The 21,274-nt window shown below is 66.6% G+C and carries 17 protein-coding genes; 10 read left to right on the top strand and 7 right to left on the bottom strand.

The window, feature by feature from the left end; all coding sequences use genetic code 11:
* Positions 1 to 40: 40 nt before the first annotated feature.
* From HMPREF3114_RS05360 to uvrA, 3 genes are all read right to left on the bottom strand, one after another.
* Positions 41 to 766, bottom strand: a complete 726-nt coding sequence (locus HMPREF3114_RS05360; protein ID WP_053501118.1) for a hypothetical protein — start codon at positions 764 to 766, stop codon at positions 41 to 43.
* Between the two features lie 90 nt (positions 767 to 856).
* On the bottom strand, positions 857 to 1,264 hold the full coding sequence (locus HMPREF3114_RS05355) for an acyl-CoA thioesterase (RefSeq protein ID WP_065178106.1): 408 nt from the start codon (positions 1,262 to 1,264) through the stop codon (positions 857 to 859).
* Positions 1,264 to 4,257: an excinuclease ABC subunit UvrA gene (gene uvrA / locus HMPREF3114_RS05350; RefSeq protein WP_053501121.1), complete on the bottom strand. Its 2,994-nt coding sequence runs from the start codon at positions 4,255 to 4,257 to the stop codon at positions 1,264 to 1,266. The genes HMPREF3114_RS05355 and uvrA overlap by 1 nt, the downstream gene beginning before the upstream one ends.
* 316 nt (positions 4,258 to 4,573) lie before the next feature.
* Between uvrA and rplU the strand changes: the two genes are divergently transcribed.
* From rplU to cgtA, 3 genes are all read left to right on the top strand, one after another.
* Positions 4,574 to 4,882, top strand: coding sequence for a 50S ribosomal protein L21 (gene rplU / locus HMPREF3114_RS05345; RefSeq protein WP_005408557.1), 309 nt, complete (start codon positions 4,574 to 4,576; stop codon positions 4,880 to 4,882).
* 18 nt (positions 4,883 to 4,900) lie between these two features.
* Positions 4,901 to 5,164, top strand: coding sequence for a 50S ribosomal protein L27 (rpmA, locus tag HMPREF3114_RS05340; protein WP_005415704.1), 264 nt, complete (start codon positions 4,901 to 4,903; stop codon positions 5,162 to 5,164).
* 177 nt (positions 5,165 to 5,341) lie between these two features.
* The gene (gene cgtA, locus HMPREF3114_RS05335; RefSeq protein ID WP_053501123.1) at positions 5,342 to 6,394 is read left to right on the top strand and encodes an Obg family GTPase CgtA; all 1,053 of its coding nucleotides are present in this window, start codon (positions 5,342 to 5,344) and stop codon (positions 6,392 to 6,394) included.
* 217 nt (positions 6,395 to 6,611) lie between these two features.
* Here the strand turns inward: cgtA and rpsT are convergent, their stop codons facing one another.
* Positions 6,612 to 6,881 (bottom strand): 30S ribosomal protein S20, encoded by a 270-nt coding sequence (gene rpsT, locus HMPREF3114_RS05330; RefSeq protein ID WP_005408560.1) that lies wholly within the window; start codon positions 6,879 to 6,881, stop codon positions 6,612 to 6,614.
* Positions 6,882 to 6,998: 117 nt separating this feature from the next.
* Here rpsT and murJ point away from each other — a divergent pair, with 117 nt between their 5' ends.
* From murJ to HMPREF3114_RS05295, 7 genes are all read left to right on the top strand, one after another.
* Complete coding sequence (gene murJ / locus HMPREF3114_RS05325) at positions 6,999 to 8,603, top strand: murein biosynthesis integral membrane protein MurJ (RefSeq protein ID WP_141750781.1); 1,605 nt, start codon at positions 6,999 to 7,001, stop codon at positions 8,601 to 8,603.
* A gap of 74 nt (positions 8,604 to 8,677) precedes the next feature.
* Positions 8,678 to 9,625, top strand: coding sequence for a bifunctional riboflavin kinase/FAD synthetase (locus HMPREF3114_RS05320; RefSeq protein WP_005415707.1), 948 nt, complete (start codon positions 8,678 to 8,680; stop codon positions 9,623 to 9,625).
* The gene (gene ileS, locus HMPREF3114_RS05315; RefSeq protein ID WP_070489300.1) at positions 9,622 to 12,453 is read left to right on the top strand and encodes an isoleucine--tRNA ligase; all 2,832 of its coding nucleotides are present in this window, start codon (positions 9,622 to 9,624) and stop codon (positions 12,451 to 12,453) included. Before HMPREF3114_RS05320 ends, ileS begins: the two co-directional genes overlap by 4 nt.
* Positions 12,453 to 12,977 (top strand): signal peptidase II, encoded by a 525-nt coding sequence (gene lspA, locus HMPREF3114_RS05310; protein ID WP_005415709.1) that lies wholly within the window; start codon positions 12,453 to 12,455, stop codon positions 12,975 to 12,977. Before ileS ends, lspA begins: the two co-directional genes overlap by 1 nt.
* A gap of 27 nt (positions 12,978 to 13,004) precedes the next feature.
* Positions 13,005 to 13,955, top strand: coding sequence for a 4-hydroxy-3-methylbut-2-enyl diphosphate reductase (gene ispH / locus HMPREF3114_RS05305; protein WP_005415710.1), 951 nt, complete (start codon positions 13,005 to 13,007; stop codon positions 13,953 to 13,955).
* 181 nt (positions 13,956 to 14,136) lie between these two features.
* Positions 14,137 to 16,020 carry a M61 family metallopeptidase gene (locus HMPREF3114_RS05300; protein ID WP_070489298.1) on the top strand — a complete coding sequence of 628 codons (1,884 nt, stop codon included), beginning with the start codon at positions 14,137 to 14,139 and terminating at the stop codon, positions 16,018 to 16,020.
* Entirely contained in the window at positions 16,017 to 16,682 is a 666-nt protein-coding gene (locus tag HMPREF3114_RS05295) for a lysoplasmalogenase (RefSeq protein ID WP_070489296.1), read from the top strand. Before HMPREF3114_RS05300 ends, HMPREF3114_RS05295 begins: the two co-directional genes overlap by 4 nt.
* Positions 16,683 to 16,764: 82 nt before the next feature.
* Here HMPREF3114_RS05295 and HMPREF3114_RS05290 read toward each other — a convergent pair whose 3' ends face one another.
* From HMPREF3114_RS05290 to HMPREF3114_RS05280, 3 genes are read right to left on the bottom strand one after another with little or no spacing between them, the layout of a single operon-like run.
* Positions 16,765 to 17,472: a hypothetical protein gene (locus HMPREF3114_RS05290; protein ID WP_070489294.1), complete on the bottom strand. Its 708-nt coding sequence runs from the start codon at positions 17,470 to 17,472 to the stop codon at positions 16,765 to 16,767.
* A complete protein-coding gene (locus HMPREF3114_RS05285; protein WP_070489292.1) occupies positions 17,469 to 18,425 on the bottom strand; it encodes a hypothetical protein in 957 nt (318 codons plus the stop codon). The genes HMPREF3114_RS05290 and HMPREF3114_RS05285 overlap by 4 nt, the downstream gene beginning before the upstream one ends.
* Before the next feature lie 45 nt (positions 18,426 to 18,470).
* On the bottom strand, positions 18,471 to 21,269 hold the full coding sequence (locus HMPREF3114_RS05280) for a TonB-dependent receptor plug domain-containing protein (protein WP_070489290.1): 2,799 nt from the start codon (positions 21,267 to 21,269) through the stop codon (positions 18,471 to 18,473).
* Between the last annotated feature and the right edge of the window lie 5 nt (positions 21,270 to 21,274).

Below are 21,274 nucleotides of genomic sequence, written 5' to 3'. Positions count from 1 at the left end.
GGTCATGCCTGGGTAGCGCCGGGCCATGCCCGGCGGGATGCTACGACCAGTCGTACGAGAACAGCACCGTGCGGCTCACCGGCTCATACAGCATCACGATCGCGTCGGCGCCGGTGGCGCACCAGTTGTAGCCGGCGACTTCGGCGACGGCGAAGAACTTGTGGCCATCGCGGCGGATGATCGCCAGTTCGGCATCATCTGGAGCATGCCGGTCGTTGGCGGCGTCGGTGAATTCCAGGGTGAAGGCGGCAGGAATATCGGCCGTTTCGATCCAGTTGCCGCAGGAAATCTGTCCCCCCAGCGTATCCAGATAATCGCGCTCGCTGGCCTCACCCTTGCCGTAGCGCGAGTAGCAGGCGAGGCGGCCATGCATGGCGTGGTAGTCGCGGGCCTTGGCGTAGCTGTCGCGCATCTGCGCAATGTGTTCCTGCGCGTCCTTGTCCTGTACTGCATCGCCGATGAAATAGCCCTCGTTGCCGAGGAAGCGCATCTGGTTGCCGGCGGTCAGCTCGAAGGCGATCCAGTTGGTGGCGGTGAAATCGTTGTGGTGTTCTTCGGTGGTTTCGCCGATGCAGCCGTCGTACGGCTCGATCGGGCACAGCATCGTCGCCACCTGGCCGGCCAGTTCCGGGCGCAGCACACCGAGGTCGATCTTCAGCAGCGGCAGCAGGTGCTGGCCGAGCCAGGCCTGGTCGGCGGGGAAGACGTCGGTGGGGAAGGGGACCATGCCGGGCAGCAGGTCGCTCAGTTCAGTCTGGTGGATCATGTCAGTCCTTTGAATTGGATCGGTAGTGCCGGCCGCTGGCCGGCATGCGCGAAGCGTCTGGAGGTTGCCGGCCAGCGGCCGGCACTACCTTCAGGTGGAAGCGTTGCGGATCGCCTCAGGCAGCGGCGCGCTCTTGCCGGTCTGCGTATCCATCCACACCACCACCACGTTGCCATCCGAGTACAGCTTCGATGCGTCCTGCTGGTCGACGATGCGGTGGCCGATGGTCACGCTGCTGTTGCCCAGGCGCTCGACGAACAATTCGACCACGATGTCGTTGGGCCACACGATCGGCAGCCGGTAATTGACGTTGGTCGCGGCCACCACCGGTGCGATGCGGTCGGTCATCGACACGCCGTCCACGCCCAGCATCCAGCGCACGCGCGCTTCTTCCAGGTAGGAAATGTACTTGGCGTTGTTGACGTGGCCCATGCTGTCCATGTCGCGCCAGCGCACGCTGATCGGGATGCGGGCCAGGATCTTGTGTTCGCTGCTCATCAGGCGTCCTTCTTCTTCGACGTGCTCTTGCTGGCCTTGCCGGTGCTCTTGGCGGCCACGGCCTTCTTCGCCACCTTGGCCGGCTTCTCGGGCTTCACCTTGCGCGGCGGGCGGGCGTCGGGCTTGTTGGCCACGGCGGCCGGCTGCTCGGGGCGCGCGCTGGTGGAAGGCAGCATGCGGGCCAGGAACTGGCCGGTGTACGACTGCGGGCAGGCCGCCACGTCTTCCGGCGTGCCGGTGACCAGGATGGTGCCGCCGCGGTGGCCACCCTCCGGACCCAGATCGACGATCCAGTCGGCGGTCTTGATCACGTCCAGGTTGTGCTCGATCACCACCACCGTGTTGCCTTCGTCGCGCAGCTTGTGCAGCACGCCCAGCAGCGCTTCGATGTCGTGGAAGTGCAGGCCGGTGGTCGGCTCGTCGAGGATGTACAGGGTGCGGCCGGTATCGCGGCGCGACAGCTCCTTGGACAGCTTCACGCGCTGCGCTTCACCACCGGACAGCGTGGTCGCGCTCTGGCCCAGCTTGATGTAGCTCAGGCCGACGTCGACCAGTGTTTCCAGCTTGCGTGCGATCGACGGCACCGGCTCGAACAGCTTCAGCGCATCCTCGACGGTCATTTCCAGCACGTCGTTGATGTTGAAACCCTTGTACAGGATCTCCAGCGTCTCGCGGTTGTAGCGCTTGCCATGGCAGACATCGCACGGCACGTACACGTCCGGCAGGAAGTGCATCTCGACCTTGATCAGGCCATCGCCCTGGCAGGCCTCGCAGCGGCCACCACGCACGTTGAAGCTGAAGCGGCCCGGCGAGTAGCCGCGTGCACGCGCTTCGGGCACCTGTGCGAACAGTTCGCGCAGGGGAGTGAACAGGCCGGTGTAGGTGGCCGGGTTCGAACGTGGGGTGCGGCCGATCGGCGACTGGTCGATGTCCACCACCTTGTCGAACAGGTCCAGACCATCGATCTCCTTGTACGGGGCGATCGGGTGCGAGGAACCGTTGATCTCGTTGGCGGCCAGCGAGAACAGGGTGTCGTTGATCAGGGTCGACTTGCCGGAGCCGGACACGCCGGTCACGCAGGTCAGCAGGCCCGACGGAATCGCCAGGTCCACGCCCTTGAGGTTGTTGCCGCTGGCCCCGCGCAGGTGCAGGGTCATCTTCGGGTTCGGCTTGTGCCGGCGCGCCGGGATCTCGATCGCGCGCTTGCCCGACAGGTACTGGCCGGTCAGCGAGCGCGGTGCCTCCAGGATGTCCTGCAGGGTGCCCTGGCCGACGATCTCGCCGCCATGCACGCCTGCGCCCGGGCCGATGTCCAGAACGTAGTCGGCCAGGCGGATCGCGTCCTCGTCATGCTCGACCACGATCACCGTGTTGCCGAGGTCGCGCAGGCGGGTGAGGGTGCCCAGCAGGCGTTCGTTGTCGCGCTGGTGCAGGCCGATCGACGGTTCGTCGAGCACGTACATCACGCCGACCAGGCCGGCACCGATCTGGCTGGCCAGGCGGATGCGCTGCGCCTCGCCACCGGACAGGGTGTCGGCCTTGCGCTCCAGGGTCAGGTAATCCAGGCCCACGTCGACCAGGAAGCCGAGGCGTTCGCCGATTTCCTTGACGATCTTCGCCGCGATCTCGCCACGCCAGCCCGGCAGGCTCAGCTCGCTGAAGAACTTCAGCGCCTCGTCGATCGGCAGCACCACCAGCTCCGGCAGCGGGCGGTCGGCCACGAACACATTGCGTGCAGCCTTGTTCAGGCGCGCGCCATGGCATTCCGGGCAGGGTTGTTCGCTGATGTACTTGGACAGCTCTTCGCGCACCGCCGGCGATTCGGTTTCCTTGTAGCGGCGCTCGAGGTTGGGAATGATGCCCTCGAAGCGATGCTTGCGCTGGGTGCGGCCACCGGCTTCGGTGAAGTAGGTGAAGGTGATCGCTTCATCGCCGCTGCCGTACAGCACGGCCTGCTGCACCTTGTCCGGCAGCGAGTTCCAGGCCGCGTCGACGTCGAACCGGTAGTGCTTGGCCAGCGAAGCGATCAGCTGGAAGTAGTAGGCATTGCGGCGGTCCCAGCCGCGCACCGCGCCGGCGGCCAGCGACAGCTCGGGGTGCACCACCACGCGCGAGGGATCGAAGAACTCGGCCATGCCCAGGCCATCGCAGCCGGGGCAGGCGCCCATCGGTGCGTTGAACGAGAACAGGCGCGGCTCCAGTTCCGGCAGCGAGTAATCGCAGACCGGGCAGGAGTATTTGGAGGAGAACAGGGTCGGCGCGGTTTCCGTGTTGTCCAGGCTCTGCACCGAGGCCATGCCGTCGCCCAGCTTCAGCGCGGTCTCGAAGCTCTCGGCCAGGCGCTGCTTGATGTCCTCGCGCGGGCGGAAGCGGTCGATCACCGCCTCGATGGTGTGCTTTTGGCGCAGCGCCAGCGGCGGCACCGCGTCGATCTCATGCAGCTCGCCGTCCACGCGCACGCGCACGAAGCCCTGCGCGCGCAGCTGGTCGAACACCTGGGCGTGCTCGCCCTTGCGGTCGCGGATGACCGGCGCCAGCAGCATGTAGCGCTGTTCCGGGTCCAGGGTCAGCACCTGATCGACCATCTGGCTGACCGTCTGCGCTTCCAGCGGGTAGCCGTGGTCTGGGCAGCGCGGGGTGCCTACGCGGGCGTACAGCAGGCGCAGGTAGTCGTAGATCTCGGTGATCGTGCCGACCGTCGAACGCGGGTTGTGCGAGGTCGACTTCTGCTCGATCGAGATCGCCGGGGACAGGCCCTCGATGTGGTCCAGGTCCGGTTTTTCCATCACGCTCAGGAACTGGCGCGCATAGGCCGACAACGACTCGACATAGCGGCGCTGGCCTTCTGCATAGATGGTGTCGAACGCCAGCGAGGACTTGCCCGAGCCGGACAGGCCGGTGATCACGATCAGCTTGTCGCGGGGCAGGTCGAGGTCGAGGTTCTTCAGGTTGTGCGTCCGCGCGCCGCGGATGCGGATGAAATCCATCGCCATGGGGGATCCGGTTGTGGGGGCGTTGGCTGGGTGCCGGGCCAGCAGGGAACGGCAATCGGTCAGCCTACCGAGGTGACCAGATGGGGGCAATGGGCGACAATGCCAGCCCGGTGTCTCACCTTGTGAGACAGGCCGACAGGCAGGGGTCAGATCCCTTTTCACGGGGTGAAAAGGGATCTGACCCCGTTCCGACGCCGCCCCCTGCGGCGTTCAGGGTTGACTTGACCCGTGCCCGATGATCTGCGTACAATCCCGCTCCTGTCCGCCCTCGATGGCGGCAGCTCAGACCACAATAACTACAGAGGAAGGCCTGGTCATGTACGCAGTACTGGTCACCGGCGGTAAGCAATACCGCGTGGCGCAGGGCGAAAAGCTCCGCATTGAAAAGCTCGAAGTCGAAGTCGGCAGCGAGATCAAGTTCGACAACATCCTGATGCTGGGTGACAGCGACGGCGTGAAGCTGGGCGATGCGCTGAAGGGCGCTGCCGTCACCGCCAAGGTCCTGTCCCAGGGTCGTGCTGACAAGGTCCGGATCATCAAGTTCCGTCGCCGCAAGCACCACATGAAGCGTCAGGGTCACCGTCAGTACTACACCGAAATCGAGATCACCGGCATCGCCGGCTAAGCATCAGGAGAAGCAGTCATGGCACATAAAAAGGGCGTAGGCTCCTCGCGCAACGGTCGCGACTCCAACCCGAAGTACCTGGGCGTCAAGATCTTCGGCGGCCAGGCCATCGAAGCCGGCAACATCATCGTGCGTCAGCGCGGCACCCAGTTCCACCCGGGTTCGGGCGTTGGCCTGGGCCGTGACCACACCCTGTTCGCCCTCGTGGACGGCAAGGTGGAGTTCTCGGTCAAGGGCGCCAAGAAGCGTCGCACCGTCAGCATCGTCTCGGCCGACGCCTGATCCAGGCATCGCCGGCACCCGTGCCCCGGCATGGGAGTGCTGCATGAAGAGCCCCGCTTCGGCGGGGCTTTTCGTTAGAGTTGAAGCAGGACCGGCCAGGCCGGGCTGCCGGCCATCGGCAGGCATGACATTCAAGGCGGCGGCCTGCAGGCCACGCCCATCGCAGGCATCGAAACAATGAAACTGGTAGACGAAGCAGAAATCGAAGTGTTCGCCGGCAACGGCGGCAACGGCTGCATTGGCTTCCGTCGCGAGAAGTTCATTCCGCTCGGCGGCCCGGACGGCGGCGACGGCGGTGCGGGCGGCAGCGTGTACATCCGCGCCGACGAAAACCTGAACACCCTGGTCGACTTCCGCCATGACCGCATCTTCAAGGCGCAGCGCGGCGAGAACGGCATGGGCCGCCAGGCCTATGGCAAGGGTGGCGAAGACCTGACCATCACCGTGCCGGTCGGCACCGTGGTGATCAACGTGGCGACCGATGAAGTCATCGGCGACCTGACCCAGCACGGCGATCGCCTGCTGGTGGCCAAGGGCGGTCGCGGCGGCCTGGGCAACATGCACTTCAAGAGCTCGACCAACCGCTCGCCGCGCCAGGCGTTGCCGGGCGAGCCGGGCGAGGAGCGCACGCTGAAGCTGGAGCTGAAGCTGCTGGCCGATGTCGGCCTGCTGGGCTTCCCCAACGCCGGCAAGAGCACCCTGATCCGCGCCGTTTCGGCGGCGACGCCGAAGGTGGCTGATTACCCGTTCACCACGCTGTACCCGAACCTGGGCGTGGTGAAGGTGGAGAACCACCGCAGCTTCGTGATCGCCGACATTCCCGGCCTGATCGAAGGCGCGGCCGATGGCGCCGGCCTGGGCGCGCAGTTCCTGCGCCACCTGCAGCGCACCCGCCTGCTGCTGCACCTGGTGGACATCTCGCCGATGGAAGGTGGCGTGGACGGCATCTCGCCGGTGGAGCAGGTGCGTGCGATCGAGCGCGAGCTGGGGAAGCACGATCCGGAACTGCTGAAAAAGCCGCGCTGGCTGGTGCTGAACAAGGCTGACCTGATGTTCGAAGACGAGGCGCAGGCCGCGGCCGAGCAGATCGTTGCCGAGCTGGGCTGGAAGGAGCCGTGGTTCCTGGTCTCCGCACTGGGTCGCGAAGGCACCTTCCCGATCATGAGTCGGATCATGGCCTTCTTCGATCGCCAGAAGGAAGAAGAGCAGGAAGCCCGCAACGCGCAGTGATGCCGTTGTGGTTCCATGCGGAAAACCCGGCTTCGGCCGGGTTTTTTGTTGGCTGCCGCTCTTCTGTAGGGCCGAGCCTATGCTCGGCTGCTGTTCGCGCGGCCAGCCGAGCATGGGCTCGGCTCTACAGGGTGGAAACCGCGGGCAACAAAAAACCCGGCCGGGGCCGGGCTTTTGTCTGCAGCCCAACCCCGAAGGGCAGGGCGGCAACGCCGGATCAGGCGGCCTTGAGGGCCTTGATGCGGTCGTTCAGGCGGCTCTTGTGGCGAGCAGCCTTGTTCTTGTGGATCAGGCCACGCGCGCTGAAGCGATCCAGGATCGGCTGGGCAACGGCGAAGGCGGCTTCGGCGCCGGCGGCATCGTTGGCGTCCAGCGCCTTGATCACTTTCTTGACAGCGGTGCGCAGCATCGAGCGCTGAGCCACGTTGCGCGCGTTGCGCACGACGGTCTGCTTGGCGCGCTTCTTGGCGGACTTGATATTGGCCACGGTGGTGGTTTCCTGAAAAAATCGGTGTTATGGGAACAGCAAGCTAGCTAGTATGATGGCGTAAGAAATGCACGTCAAGTCGATTGTCAAGAGGGACGCTGAGTGAGTTCACCCAAGTTGTTGCGGGGCCTGCTGTCGTTCAGCAGCATGACCATGGTCTCGCGCGTTCTCGGACTTGTCCGGGACTTCGTGGTGACCACCACGTTCGGCACCAACGCCATTACTGATGCTTTCTGGGTCGCCTTCAGGGTACCCAATTTCCTGCGCCGGTTGTTCGCCGAAGGGTCTTTTGCCACCGCTTTCGTGCCGGTGTTCACGGAAGTGAAGGAAACCCGCAGCCACGCCGAGCTGCGCGAACTGATGGCCCGCACCGCCGGCACCCTGGGCGGGGTGCTGATGCTGGTCACCGCACTGGCGCTGATCTTCGCGCCGCAGCTGGCCTCGGTCTTCTCCAGTGGCGTTGATACCGACCCGGTCAAGCAGGGCCTGCTGGTCGACCTGTTCCGCCTGACCTTCCCGTTCCTGCTGTTCGTCTCGCTGACCGCACTGGCCGGTGGTGCGCTGAACAGCTTCCAGCGCTTTGCCATGCCGGCGCTGACCCCGGTCATTCTCAACCTGTGCATGATCGCCGGCGCGCTGTGGCTGGCACCGCGGCTGGGCGGCACGCCGGAAAAGCAGATCCTGGCGCTGGGCTGGGCGGTGCTGGCCGCCGGCATCCTGCAGTTGCTGTTCCAGCTGCCCTCGCTGAAGGGCATCAACCTGCTGACCCTGCCGCGCTGGGGCTGGCGCCACCCGGGTGTGCGCAAGGTCATGACGCTGATGGTGCCGACCCTGTTTGGTTCCTCGGTGGCGCAGATCAACCTGCTGCTGGATACGGTGATCGCGGCCAAGCTGACCGACGGCTCGCAGTCGTGGCTGTCGCTGGCTGACCGCTTCCTGGAGCTGCCGCTGGGCGTGTTCGGCGTGGCGCTGGGCACGGTGATCCTGCCGGCGCTGGCCCGCCACCATGTCAGCACCGATCGCGAGGGCTTCTCGCGCTCGCTGGACTGGGGCCTGCGCATGACCCTGCTGATCTCGGTGCCGGCCATGCTGGGCCTGCTGCTGCTGGCCGAGCCGCTGATCGCGACCATCTTCCAGCACGGCCAGTTCAGCGCCTTCGACACCCGCATGACCGCGCTGTCGGTGTATGGCCTGAGCTTCGGCCTGCCGGCATTCGCCCTGCTGAAGGTGGTGCTGCCGGCCTTCTACGCCCGCCAGGACACCAAGACCCCGGTGCGCGCCGGTGTGGCCGCGCTGGTGGCCAACATGGTGTTCAACTTCGCCCTGCTGGCCGTGCTGTACCAGGTGATGGTGCCCGACGCGCTGAAGGCGCAGGGCGTGATGGCGGCCATCGGCAAGCAGCCGGGCCTGCACCTGGCACTGGGCATCGCCAGCGCGCTGTCCAGTTACCTGAACCTGGGCCTGCTCTGGTACTGGCTGGGCAAGACCGATGTCTACCAGCGCCGGCCGGGTTGGGGCGGCTATCTGCTGCGCCTGGTGCTGGCCTGTGCGGCCATGGTTGGCGTGCTGTTGGCCCTGCTGCACTGGCTGCCGGGTTTCTCCGTGATGCGTGTCTGGGAGCGGATCGGTGCCCTTGCGTTGCTGGTCGGCGGCGGCGGCGCGACCTATGCCGTGGCCATGCTGGCGATGGGCTTCCGTCCGCGCGACCTGCGCGGGCATTGATCGCGGCCCGTGGCGGCTATACTTCAGGGTTACACCATTGAAGCGGCGGCCCGGTCGGGCCGGAACGAGAGTTGATGAGCAGGCTGTTCAGAAGCGTCGAGGGCGGGGAGCTGTTCCCCAACGGAAGCGTGGTCTGTATCGGTGCATTCGACGGCCTCCACCTGGGCCATCGTGCGCTGGTCCGCCACGCGGTCGCCCGCGCGCGCGCCTTGGGCGTGGCCGCAGTGGCCGTGGCATTCGAGCCGCTGCCGCGTGAATTCTTCGCCCAGGGCACGCCGCCGCCGCGGCTGACCCTGGCGCGCAGCAAGGTCGAGATCCTGCGCGAGCTCGGTGTCGATGCGGTCGGCCTGCTGCGCTTCGATGCGGCGATGGCGGCGATGCCGGCCGAGACCTTCGTGCGCCGGTTGCTGGTGCACCGGCTGGGCGCCCGCGAAGTCTGGATCGGGCCGGAGTTCTGCTTCGGCAACCGCCGCCGCGGTGATCTGGCACTGCTGCAGGAGATGGGCGCCGAACTGGGCTTCAGCGCCGGCGAGATTGAAGCGGTGGACCTGCATGGCGAGCGCATCTCCAGCACCCGCATCCGCCAGCTGCTGCAGGGGGGCGATTTCGCCCGCGCCAACGACCTGCTCGGTCGCCCGTATGCGATCAGCGGGCGCGTGGTGCGCGGTCGCCAGCTTGGCCGTACGCTGGGCTTCCCCACCGCCAACCTGCGCTTCCCGAAGACCCCGGCGCTGTCGGGCATCTACGCAACCTGGGTGCACGGCGTGTTCGACCAGCCGTGGCCGTCGGTGTCCAGCTTCGGCACTCGGCCGACGGTGGAGGGCGTGGAGCCGCTGCTGGAAGCCCACCTGTTCGATTTCCAGGGCGACCTGTACGGGCGCCACATCGACGTGGAGTTTGTCGCCAAGCTGCGCGACGAAGAGAAATTCAATGATCTGGCGGCACTGACCGACCAGATGCACCGCGACGCCGAACAGGCGCGCGCCCTCCTTTCCGAACATAGATTGCGAGCCACTGCGTGAGCCAGGACTACAAGACCACCCTGAACCTGCCAGCCACCGAATTCCCGATGCGCGGCGACCTGCCCAAGCGCGAGCCGGGCATTCTGGCGCAGTGGGAAGCGCAGGGGCTCTACCAGCAGCTGCGTGACAACGCCGCCGGCCGCCCGCTGTTCGTGCTGCACGACGGCCCGCCCTACGCCAACGGCCGCATCCACCTGGGCCATGCGGTCAACAAGATCCTGAAGGACATCATCGTCAAGTCGCGCTACCTGGCCGGCTTCGATGCGCCCTATGTGCCGGGCTGGGACTGCCATGGCCTGCCGATCGAGATCGCGGTCGAGAAGAAGTGGGGCAAGGTCGGCACCAAGCTCGATGCGGTTGAATTCCGGCAGAAGTGCCGCGAGTTCGCCGAAGAGCAGATCAACATCCAGCGCGTGGACTTCAAGCGCCTGGGCGTGACCGGCGATTGGGACAACCCGTACAAGACCCTGAGTTTCGACTTCGAAGCCAATGAGATCCGTGCGCTGGCCAAGGTCGTCGCCAACGGTCACCTGGTGCGTGGCGCCAAGCCGGTGTACTGGTGCTTCGACTGTGGCTCGGCACTGGCCGAGGCGGAGATCGAGTACCAGGAAAAGGAATCGCCGGCGATCGACGTGGCCTACGCCGCGCGCGATGCCCAGGCCATCGGCAAGGCGTTCGGCGTGAGCGTGCCGGCCGACGTCGAAGTGGCCGTGCCGATCTGGACCACCACCCCGTGGACGCTGCCGGCCTCGCTGGCGGTGTCGCTGGGCGCGGAAATCAACTATGTGCTGGCCGAAGGCCCGGCCCACAACGGCAAGCGCCGTTGGCTGGTGCTGGCCGCCGCGCTGGCCGAGCGCTCGCTGCAGCGCTACGGCGTCGAGAGCGTGGTGCTGCACGGTGAAACCACCGGTGCGGCACTGGAGAACCAGCTGCTGGCGCATCCGTTCTATCCGGAGCGCGACATCCCGCTGCTCAACGGCGACCACGTCTCCGACGAGGACGGTACCGGTGCGGTGCACACCGCCCCTGGTCACGGCCAGGAAGACTTCGTGGTCAGCCAGAAGTACGGCCTGCTAGACAAGTACAACGCCGGGCAGGTGACCCCGATCGACGGCCGTGGCGTGTACCTGGAATCGACCCCGCCGGCCGGTGAGGTGGTGCTGGCCGGCCAGCACCTGTGGAAGGCGCAGGAGGCCATCGTCGGCGTGCTGCGCGACAATGGTTCGCTGCTGGCCTTCCACCCGATCCGCCACAGCTATCCGCACTGCTGGCGCCACAAGACACCAGTGGTGTTCCGCGCCACTCCGCAGTGGTTCATCTCGATGGACAAGGCCAACCTGCGCCGTGATGCGCTGGCTGCGATCGACACTGTCGGCTGGTTCCCGACCTGGGGCAAGGCGCGCATCCAGAGCATGGTCGACGGTCGCCCGGACTGGACCATCTCGCGCCAGCGCACCTGGGGCGTACCGATCGCACTGTTCACCCATCGCCAGACCGGCGAGATCCACCCGCGCTCGGTGGAACTGATGCAGCAGGTCGCCGACCGCGTCGAAGCCGAGGGCATCGATGTGTGGTACTCGCTGGACGCCGCCGAACTGCTCGGCGCCGAAGCGGCCGACTACGAGAAAGTCACCGACATCCTCGACGTCTGGTTCGATTCGGGCGTGACCCACGAAGGCGTGCTCGCCGCGCGTGGCTTCGGCAAGCCGGCCGACCTGTACCTGGAAGGCTCCGACCAGCACCGCGGCTGGTTCCAGTCCTCGCTGCTGACCGGCGTGGCGATCGACAAGCGCGCGCCGTACAAGCAGTGCCTCACCCACGGCTTCACCGTGGATGAGCACGGCCGCAAGATGTCCAAGTCGCTGGGCAACGGCATCGAGCCGCAGGACATCATGAACAAGCTGGGCGCGGACATCCTGCGCCTGTGGATCGCCTCGGCCGACTACAGCAACGAGATGTCGCTGTCGCAGGAGATCCTGAAGCGCAATGCTGACGCTTACCGCCGCCTGCGCAACACCGCACGCTTCCTGCTCGGCAACCTGGATGGTTTCGATCCGGCCCAGCACCTGCAGCCGCTCGGGCAGATGGTCGCGCTGGACCGCTGGATCGTGCATCGCGCCTGGGAGCTGCAGGAGAAGATCAAGGCGGCCTACGACGGCTACAACATGGCCGAGATCGTGCAGCTGCTGCTGAACTTCTGCAGCGTGGATCTGGGCTCGCTGTACCTGGACGTGACCAAGGACCGCCTGTACACCATGCCGACCGATTCACACGGTCGCCGTTCGGCGCAGAGCGCGATGTACCACATCGCTGAAGCGTTCACCCGCTGGGTGGCGCCGATCCTGACCTTCACCGCCGACGAGCTGTGGGGTTACCTGCCGGGCGAACGTGCCGGCCATGTGCTGTTCACCACCTGGTACGACGGCCTGGCGCCGCTGCCGGCCGATGCCCAGCTCAACGCCGCCGATTTCGACCAGCTGCTGGCCGTGCGCGAGCAGGTGGCCAAGGTGCTCGAGCCGATGCGTGCCAACGGCGCGATCGGTGCCGCGCTGGAAGCGGAAATCACCATCGCCGCCAGCGAAGAGCAGGCCGCGAAGTGGCAGCCGCTGGCCGATGAACTGCGCTTCCTGTTCATCAGCGGCGACGTGCAGGTGCGGCCGGCGACCACCGACGAGGTGTTCGTCAGCGCCCAGCCGACCACCAAGACCAAGTGCGTGCGCTGCTGGCACCATCGCGCCGATGTCGGCAGCAACGCCGACCATCCGGAACTGTGCGGCCGCTGCGTGAGCAACATCACCGGTGCCGGTGAAGTGCGGAGCTGGTTCTGATGGCCGCGTCCCGTCCGCATCCGAACGCCCTGGTCTGGCTGCTGCTGTCGGCCGCCATCATCGGCCTGGACCAGTGGTCCAAGGCCTGGGTGCTGTCGAGCCTGCCGGAGTTCCAGCCGGTGGTGGTCATCGACGGCTTCTGGAACTGGTACCGCACCTACAACACCGGTGCGGCGTTCAGTTTCCTGAGTGACGCCGGTGGTTGGCAGAAGTACTTCTTCACCGCGCTGGCGATCGCCATCAGCGGCCTGATGGCCTGGTGGCTGCGCGGCACCGCCCGCGGCAACTGGAAGGCCGCAGTTCCGTATGCACTGATCATCGGCGGCGCCATCGGCAATGTGATCGACCGCCAGGTGCACGGTCACGTGGTTGATTTCATCCAGTGGTACGTGGGCAGCTATACCTGGCCCTCGTTCAACATCGCCGACTCGGCCATCGTGGTCGGTGCCATCGGCATCGCCCTGTTTGGCCTGTTCGACGGCAAGTCTGCCAAAAAGGCGGATAATGCCAACCCGAAACCGTAAGCCGGCCGCTGCCGGGAGATTGAACTGATGGATGTGCTGCTCGCCAACCCGCGTGGTTTCTGTGCCGGTGTCGATCGTGCGATCGAGATCGTCAAGCGCGCGATCGAAACGCTGGGCGCGCCCATCTACGTCCGCCATGAAGTGGTGCACAACCGCTTCGTGGTCGACGACCTGAAGCAGCGCGGCGCGATCTTCGTCGAAGAACTCGACGAAGTGCCGGACAACAACACGGTGATCTTCAGCGCGCATGGCGTGTCCCAGGCCGTGCGCCAGGAAGCCGAGCGCCGTGGCCTGAAGGTGTTCGACGCCACCTGCCCGCTGGTGACCAAGGTCCACTTCGAAGTCGCCCGCCACTGCCGTGCCGGCCGTGACGTGGTGCTGATCGGCCATGCCGGTCACCCGGAAGTGGAAGGCACCATGGGCCAGTGGAACCGCGAAGCCGGTACCGGCCAGATCTACCTGGTCGAGGATGTCGAGCAGGTTGCCACCCTGCACATCAACCAGCCGGACAACTTCGCCTACACCACCCAGACGACGCTGTCGGTGGACGATACGCGCGGCATCATCGATGCGCTGCGCGAGCGTTTCCCGGCGATGCAGGGCCCGAAGAACGACGACATCTGCTACGCCACGCAGAACCGCCAGGACGCCGTGCGCGACCTGGCCAAGCGCTGCGATCTGGTGCTGGTGGTCGGTTCGCCGAACAGCTCCAACTCGAACCGTCTGAGTGAACTGGCCCGCCGTGAAGGTGTGGAGTCGTACCTGATCGACGGTGCGCACGAGATCGACCCGGCGTGGGTGGTGGGCAAGCAGCACATCGGCGTGACCGCTGGCGCCTCGGCGCCGCAGGTACTGGTCGATGGCGTGCTGGCGCGCCTGGCCGAGCTGGGTGCAACCGGCGTGGGCGAGCTGGAAGGCGAACCGGAATCGATGGTGTTCGCGCTGCCGAAGGAACTGCGTCTGCGCCTGGTCGACTGACCGGGAAGCGCCTCATCCACGCATGGCGTGGATCTACTGAAACTGCTCTGGTGGGTGCGAACCTTGGTTCGCACGCTTTTTGTCATGCGCGGATGGCCGGCCCGCCCATGACCTTTGGCCATGGGGCCGACCATCGCACAGGCCTAGCATCGGAAGATTCTCCGCTGTTGGAACCTGCCCGATGAAGACCCGAGCCTTGGCGATGTCGTTGCTGTTCGCGCTGGCGGCCACGCCTGCACTGGCGCAGGCCTCGCCGCCGGGCGATGCGGCTGCTCCGGGCCTGCTGCGCATCGACGTCGACGCGCGCGATCTCGCTCGCCGCATCTTCAAGGTCACCGCCACCGTACCGGTCAAACCCGGTCCGATGACCCTGCTGTACCCGCAGTGGATTCCCGGCAACCATTCGCCCACCGGCCCGATCGACAAGCTGGCCGGCCTGCGCGTGACCGCCAACGGCAAGCCGTTGGCCTGGCAGCGCGACCAGTACAACGTCTATGCATTCAAGGTAGACGTGCCCGAGGGCGTCAGCGAGATCGTCGCCCACTTCGACTTCCTGTCCTCGCAGGGCGGCAGCCAGGGCCGGGTGGTGATGACCCCGGAGATGCTCAACCTGCAGTGGAATGCCAACTCGCTGTATCCGGCCGGCGTCGATGCACGCGACCTGCAGGCGCAGGCCAGCGTGATCCTACCCAAGGGCTGGTCGTTTGCCACTGCGCTGGAAACCGCGCGCCGCGACGGCGATACCGTGGTGTTCAAGCCGATCTCCTATGACCACCTGGTCGATTCGCCGTTGTTTGCCGGCGAGCACTACCAGCGCATCGATCTCGATCCGGGCGCGAAGGTGCCGGTGCACCTCAATGTGTTTGCCGACGAGGCCAAGTCGCTGAAGCCGACCGACGCTCAGATCACGATGCACCGTGCGCTGGTGCAGCAGGCCGACAAGCTCTATGGCGCGCGCCACTACAACCACTATGAATTCCTGCTGGCGTTGACCGACCGTCTTGGTGGCATCGGCCTGGAGCATCACCGTTCCAGCGAGAACAGTGCCGACCCGGGTTACTTCACCGAGTGGGACGACAACGCCTGGATGCGCGATCTGCTACCGCACGAGTACACCCATTCCTGGAACGGCAAGTACCGGCGTGGCGCTGACCTGGCCACCGCCAACTTCAACACGCCGATGGGCGACAGCCTGCTGTGGGTCTACGAAGGCCAGACCCAGTTCTGGGGACAGGTGCTGGCGGCACGCTCGGGGCTGTGGTCGGCGGCGCAGGCGCGCGACATGCTGGCCAATGTGGCCGCGACCTACGACCGTGGCCGACCGGGCCTGGCTTGGCGGCCGCTGCAGGACACTACCAACGATCCGACCATCGCCCAGCGCCGCACGCTGCCCTACCGCAACTACCAGATGAGCGAGGACTACTACTCCGGCGGCCAGATGCTGTGGCTGGAAGTGGAGGGCAAGCTGCGCGAACTGAGCGGCAACCGCCGCAGCCTGGACGACTTCGCGCGTGCGTTCTTCGGCGTCGGCAACGGCGACTGGGACGTCAACCCGTACACCTTCGACGACGTGGTGGCGACCTTGAACGGCATCGCGCCGTACGACTGGGCGACGTTCCTGCGCGGGCGCCTGGACGGCCATGGTTCGTTGACTGGTGGCCTGGAGCTGGCGGGCTGGAAGCTGGTCTACCGCGATACCCCGAACGACGCCTACAAGGCGCAGGAAAAGCGTGCCAAGGCCGCACTGCTGGCCTATTCGCTGGGCGCGACCGTGCTCGACAGCGGCGTGGTCGGCGACGTGATCTGGGACAGCCCGGCGTTCAACGCCGGTCTTGCACCCGGCATGAAGGTGATTGCGGTTGGCGGGCGCGAGTACAGCAGCCAGCGCTTGAAGGATGCGGTGGCGACGGCGGCCAAGGACAAGGCGCCGATCGTCTTGCTGGTGAAGCAGTTCGACCGCATCGAGACGATGAACATCGACTACCACGGTGGCCTGCAGTATCCGGTGCTGGAGCGTATCGCCGGCAAGCCTGACCGCCTGGCGGACCTGTGGAAGGCGCGATGAAACCGCGCGACCGCGATGGCGTGATCCTGTTGATGGCGATCCTCGCCATCGTCGGCGCGTTCTTTCACGGTGACGGGCGCTGGCTGCATTGGCTGGCCAAGCCGGCGACCACGCTGCTGATCGCTGCCATCGCCTGGCGGGTGCGTGATCCTGCGCAGCCGTCCTACCGGCGCGCGGTGCTGGCCGGCATGCTGCTGTCGTGCCTGGGTGACATCGCGCTGATGTTGCCGATGGACGCGTTCGTACCGGGGCTGGTGGCGTTCCTGCTGGCGCACCTCTGCTACATCGTCGCCTTCCGTGAGGGCCTGCGTGCCGGGCGTGGCCTGCTCGCCGCCAGCATCCTGCTCGGTGCGTTCGCTGTACTCAATGTGCTTGGGCTGTGGCCGTACCTGCCTGCACCGATGCGTATGCCGGTGCTGGCGTACGTGGTGGTGCTGGCCTCGATGGCGGTGTTGGCATTGGCACGCCAGTGGCACCGGCAACGGCCCGGTGCGGTGGAAGCCAGCAGTGCGCGCTGGGCGGCCGCCGGTGCGCTGCTGTTCGTGGCCAGCGATTCGCTGCTGGCCTGGGACCGCTTCGCCGGCGGCCTGCCACTGGCCAGCCTGCTGGTGCTGTCCACCTATTACGGTGCGCAGTACGCCATCGCCCGTTCGGTGAAATAGAAAAAGGGGACGGAGGGGATTAAGTCGCAGACTGCACCAAGGCACATGCGACTTAATCCCCTCCGTCCCCTTTTTGCGTTGACTATCGTCGGTTCGCGTGGCCGGAACGACCCTGTGCGTCGAACGAGAGTCGTGCGGACTGGCGATCGCCGGCGACCTCGTCCGGCAGCCACACCAGCCTGCCGCCCTTGCGCACGATCACATAGACGTGGCCGACGTCACCCGGCGTGCCCATCAACGCGTTGCGCTGTGCCTGCAGCGCCTGGGCCACGCGTGGCACCGCCTCGAAATCGATGTTGGCCAGCGCCGTGCTGCTGCGGCGCAGGGTGATGGTGGGCGCGAAGCGCTGCGGATCGACCGGCCCGCCCTTGCGCCACTGGCCGCGCTCGAAGTGGTAGCTGTCCACGTGCGTGGGTTGCTGCGGATCGACCAGGTCCAGATTGATGCGGCCGTCGTCGTAGAAGTGGATGCTGTGGAACACCATCAACCGGTGCCCGGCCAGGGCTGGCATCTGTTCCAGTGCCTGGCGGGCGGCCAGCAGGTAGTCCGCATCGAACAAGCGGTTGCTGCGTTCGGGCACCGGCATCGACCGCGGTTCGGGAATCGGTGCGGCCGAAGCAGGCCTCTCGCGCGGTGGGGGCGTGGTGATCGGCGTGGTTGCGCGGTCATCCTGCACCACATGGCCCATCGTTTCGCCGAGGGTCTGCAGTGCCCCGCCTGCCACGGCGACGCCGGCCAGCACCAGCAGTACCACGGAGAACACCAGCAGGGTCGAGGGTGGCTGCTTCATATACCCTCCAGGCGCACGCTGCCGCGATCTTCCGGGTCGTACAGCAGCGTGACCTGCTCGCGTGGAAGGTTGGCAAGCTCGATCAACGGGATGAAGCGGCGCACGCTCACCTGCTGTATGCCACCTTCGCGGTCGGTGTACTCCAGCTGGAACTCCACCTGCGGCTGCTCGTTGAGGTAGGTGCCGGTCTGGCGCAGCTTCAGCACCTTCGCATCCACGCCGATGCCGCGGTACTTCAGCGCGTCTCCGCGTGCATCGGCCTGCAGCAGGCGCCCCAGGACGCGCAGGCCCAGGGCGTAGCCGCACAACACCAGCGGGCACACCAGCAGTGGGTGGCCGAAGGACATGAACGTCCAGCCCAGGCCCTCGCTCTGCAGCCGATAGGCGAGCACGTAGGCGCTGGCAACCACGACGATGCCGATGACCGCGCCGGCGCCGCGGCGCCAGAGGCTGGCGACATCCAGTTCGGGCTGGGCGCCCTCCAGCACCACATTGGGGAACGCACCCGGCGTCCGGCTCAGGCGAACCTCGATGCGCTGGCCGGCCACGAAACGCTGCAGCTGCGGTTTGCTGTCCACCACCAGCATCTGTTCGTTGATCGGCGTGCCGGACAGGTTCTGGAAGCCAAGCTTCAGTCTCCACTGCGCGAAGCCGCGCACGTGCACGCCGGTCTGCTCGGCCTGTTCGATCAACGCATCACGCGGCTCACCGTCGGCCAGGATGGTGCGCACCCGATGCAGCGCGCGCGGCGGGCCCAGCAGCAGGTAGTGCAGGAAGGCGAGCAGCAGTGCAAGCCACGCGCCCAGCGACAGCGCGAGCAGCAGCAGGGCCAGCCATGGCGCGCTGCGGTCGGCCAGTGGCACCGGCCACGACGTGCCGAAGTAGAGGATGCAGGGGAAGGGCAACGCGAAGAACAGCAGGAACGCGCCCCAGAACCAGAGATAGGCCTTCATGGGGTGGTGGGGGACCGATGGAACAGGGCGCGTAGGGTACTACGCTCAGCGGATCTGCAGGGTCAGCAGGAAGTAGCGGCCAAGTGGATCGTCCAGCCCCGGCATCTGGCCGCCATTGCCGACCAGGTAGTTCACCGGTTGCGTGTCGAGCACGTTGTGCACGTCCAGCGCGGCGACCACGCGCGGCCCCAGCCGCCTTGCCAGGTGCAGGTTCCAGCGCAGCTGCCGCGGATTCATGCAATGGTTCTGCTCGCGCTGTTCCTCCGGGCATTCCGCACCGGGCAGCCAGGCACGCGTGCGCCCTACCTGGTTGCCGCGCAGGGCGATGTCCCAGTTGCTGTTCTGCCACTGCACATTGAGCACGGCGGCCATCGCTGGCGTGACATGGCCACGCAGGTCCACCGTCGCTTCGTGGCCACGCTCGCGGCGTAGTTCCTGCTGTTTCAAGGCATCGACGGAGAACAGCCACTGGCCGGTGCTGCCGGTGTCGATGTGGTACTCCCCGCGCAGAACAAGGTTGCGCGACGTGGTGCGGCCGATGTTGTCGAAGGACAGGCGCAGGTTGTGCAGGTTGCCGTCCTCGTCCAACTCCCACGTGCTTGAATTCCACACTGCGTCGGCCGGTTGCAGGGCCAGGATCTCGTTGCGCAGTTCGACGATGTTGTGGGTCAGCGACAGTGAAAACGCATCGGTCGGTGTCCAGGTCGCACCCAGGGAATGGCTGCGCGACCGCTCCGCTTTCAGCGCATCGTTCTCCACCACGTCCACGGTTACGCTGCAGCGTCCGTTGCCGTTGCTCTGCGCGCAGTTGGGCAGTGCGCTGGAGGCGGGTAGTTCGATCGCGCCGAAATAGCCCGGCGGCCGCCGTTGCTCGAACAGGCTGGGGGCCCGGTAGCCGCGCCCGGTGGCAAGCAGGAATGACCACCGCGGTGTCGGGCTCCAGCGTACGCCCACGCGGGGCGAGAAAGCCTGGTAATCGCCATCGCGGTCCCAGCGTGCTGCCAGGTCCATGCGCAGCGTGCGCGCCAATGGCAGGCCGAGTTCGGCGTAGGCACCGCCACTGCGGCGTGACAGGTGGCGTTGTTCCTGTGGAAGGCCCAGCGCCAGGTCGCCCTGGCTCAGCAGCGCGTCGGGATGCGAGGTCCAGCGTTCCTGGCGCAGGTCGATGCCGGTGGCCACTTGTGCAGCTCCGCCGGCCAATGGCATCAACTCGCGCTGCATGCCCCACCAGCCCTGCCACTGCTCGGTGCGCCCGCGGTTGCGGATCGACGGGAACAACTGTGCGGCGGTCTCTGCCGGCAACGAGGTGAAGCCGGGCAGGAAATCCAGCGTCTCGGCAGCGCGCAGCAGTGGTTGGGCGCGCACGGTGCCGGACGTCGTCAGGGTGACATCGCTGCGCTGTGCGCTGATGCCGGCATCCCAGCTGCGGCGGCCCTGGTCGCGGCCCATGCCGAAGGTGACGTCGGCATCGGTGGCACGTACATGCGGACGCACGTTGCCGGCTTCGCGCAGCACGCTGTTGAAGGTGAACCCATAAAGCCCGATGGCTACGGCGGTCGGGCCGAGGTCGAAGCGTTGCCGGTTGTGGCTGGCCCGCGCCTCGGCGTAGGCGTAGCGACCTTCGCCGCGCTCATGCCGATAGCGCAGGTAGGCCGAGGCGGTGTCCGAGGCCGGTTGCAGCGAACGCGGGCGTGCGCTGTCAAACCAGCAGGCACCATCGCGCCGTTTCAATGGCCCTTCGCAGCGCTTTGCCGGCCAGTAGCGTCCATCGCGGAACGCGCCGATCAGGTACTGCGAGGTTTCCGCATGCCATTCGCGGCGATCGCCGGCCACGTGGTCGATGCGATGCAGGTCGACGCCAGCGAACCAGCGGTCCCCTCCGTCGCGCACGCCACCGGTGGCCGCCTGCAGGCGATACTGGCCGGCGTCGCCGCGCCCGCTCAGGCCGGTCTGCAGCATGGCTTCAGGGCCATCGGCCTGGTCACGCAGGATGATGTTGACCACGCCGGACATCGCGTCGGCACCATAGATGGCCGACGCACCGCCACGCACCAGTTCGATGCGCTCGACGAAGCTGAGCGGGATGCCCCCCAGGTCGGTGAGCCCGCCCTGTTCCAGCGACACCATCGGATAGCGTGGCAGGCGCCGGCCATTGACCAGGAACAAGGTCGCACGCGGACCCATGCCGTCCAGGCTGGTGGTGGTGGCCGCACCCACCGGCAGGTACTGCGAATCGCCACTGCGCGAGGTGCTCATCGCCGGGTGGCCGTTCATGCCCGGCAAGTGCCGCAGCAGGTCGAACAGGCTGCCGTAACCGCTGCGCAGGATGTCATCGCGGTCGATGATGGTCACCGGCAGCGTGGTCTGCACGGAGGTGCGCGGCAGCCGGCTGCCGGTGACATGGATCGGCGCCAGCTCCACCTGCGGTGGCGTCTCGGGTACCTCGCCCGGCGACGGTACCGCGGGCATCGCACGCGTCGCGACCGGCGGGGGCGATGGCGGTGCTGGCCGGGTGCGGCGGACGACGAATCCACCGGCAGGCGTGCGCAGGATGGTCACTGGCATGCTGGCGACCAGTTCCTGCAGGGCTGCGGCCGCATCGCGTTGGCCATGGGTGCCGGCCGTGCGCAGGCCATCCAGTTCACGCGCATCGAACAGCAGGGCGATGCCACTCTGGCGCGCCCATTGCTGCAGGGCCGGTGCGAGTGGGCCTGAACCCACATGGACCTCCAGGGTGCCGGCCTGTTCGGCTGCATCGGCAGAGGGCAGCGCGGCGATGCTCAGCGCGAAGCAGAACAGGGTGCAGAGCAGCCCCTCCCGCAGCGCGCCCGGTACTGCCTTCACTGCAG

This window comes from Stenotrophomonas sp. HMSC10F07 (genome assembly GCF_001807895.1).
In the GTDB taxonomy this organism is placed as follows: Bacteria; Pseudomonadota; Gammaproteobacteria; order Xanthomonadales; family Xanthomonadaceae; genus Stenotrophomonas; species Stenotrophomonas sepilia.
The sequence above is the reverse complement of the archived record's forward strand: the minus strand, read 5'-3'. Positions and strand labels throughout refer to the sequence as shown.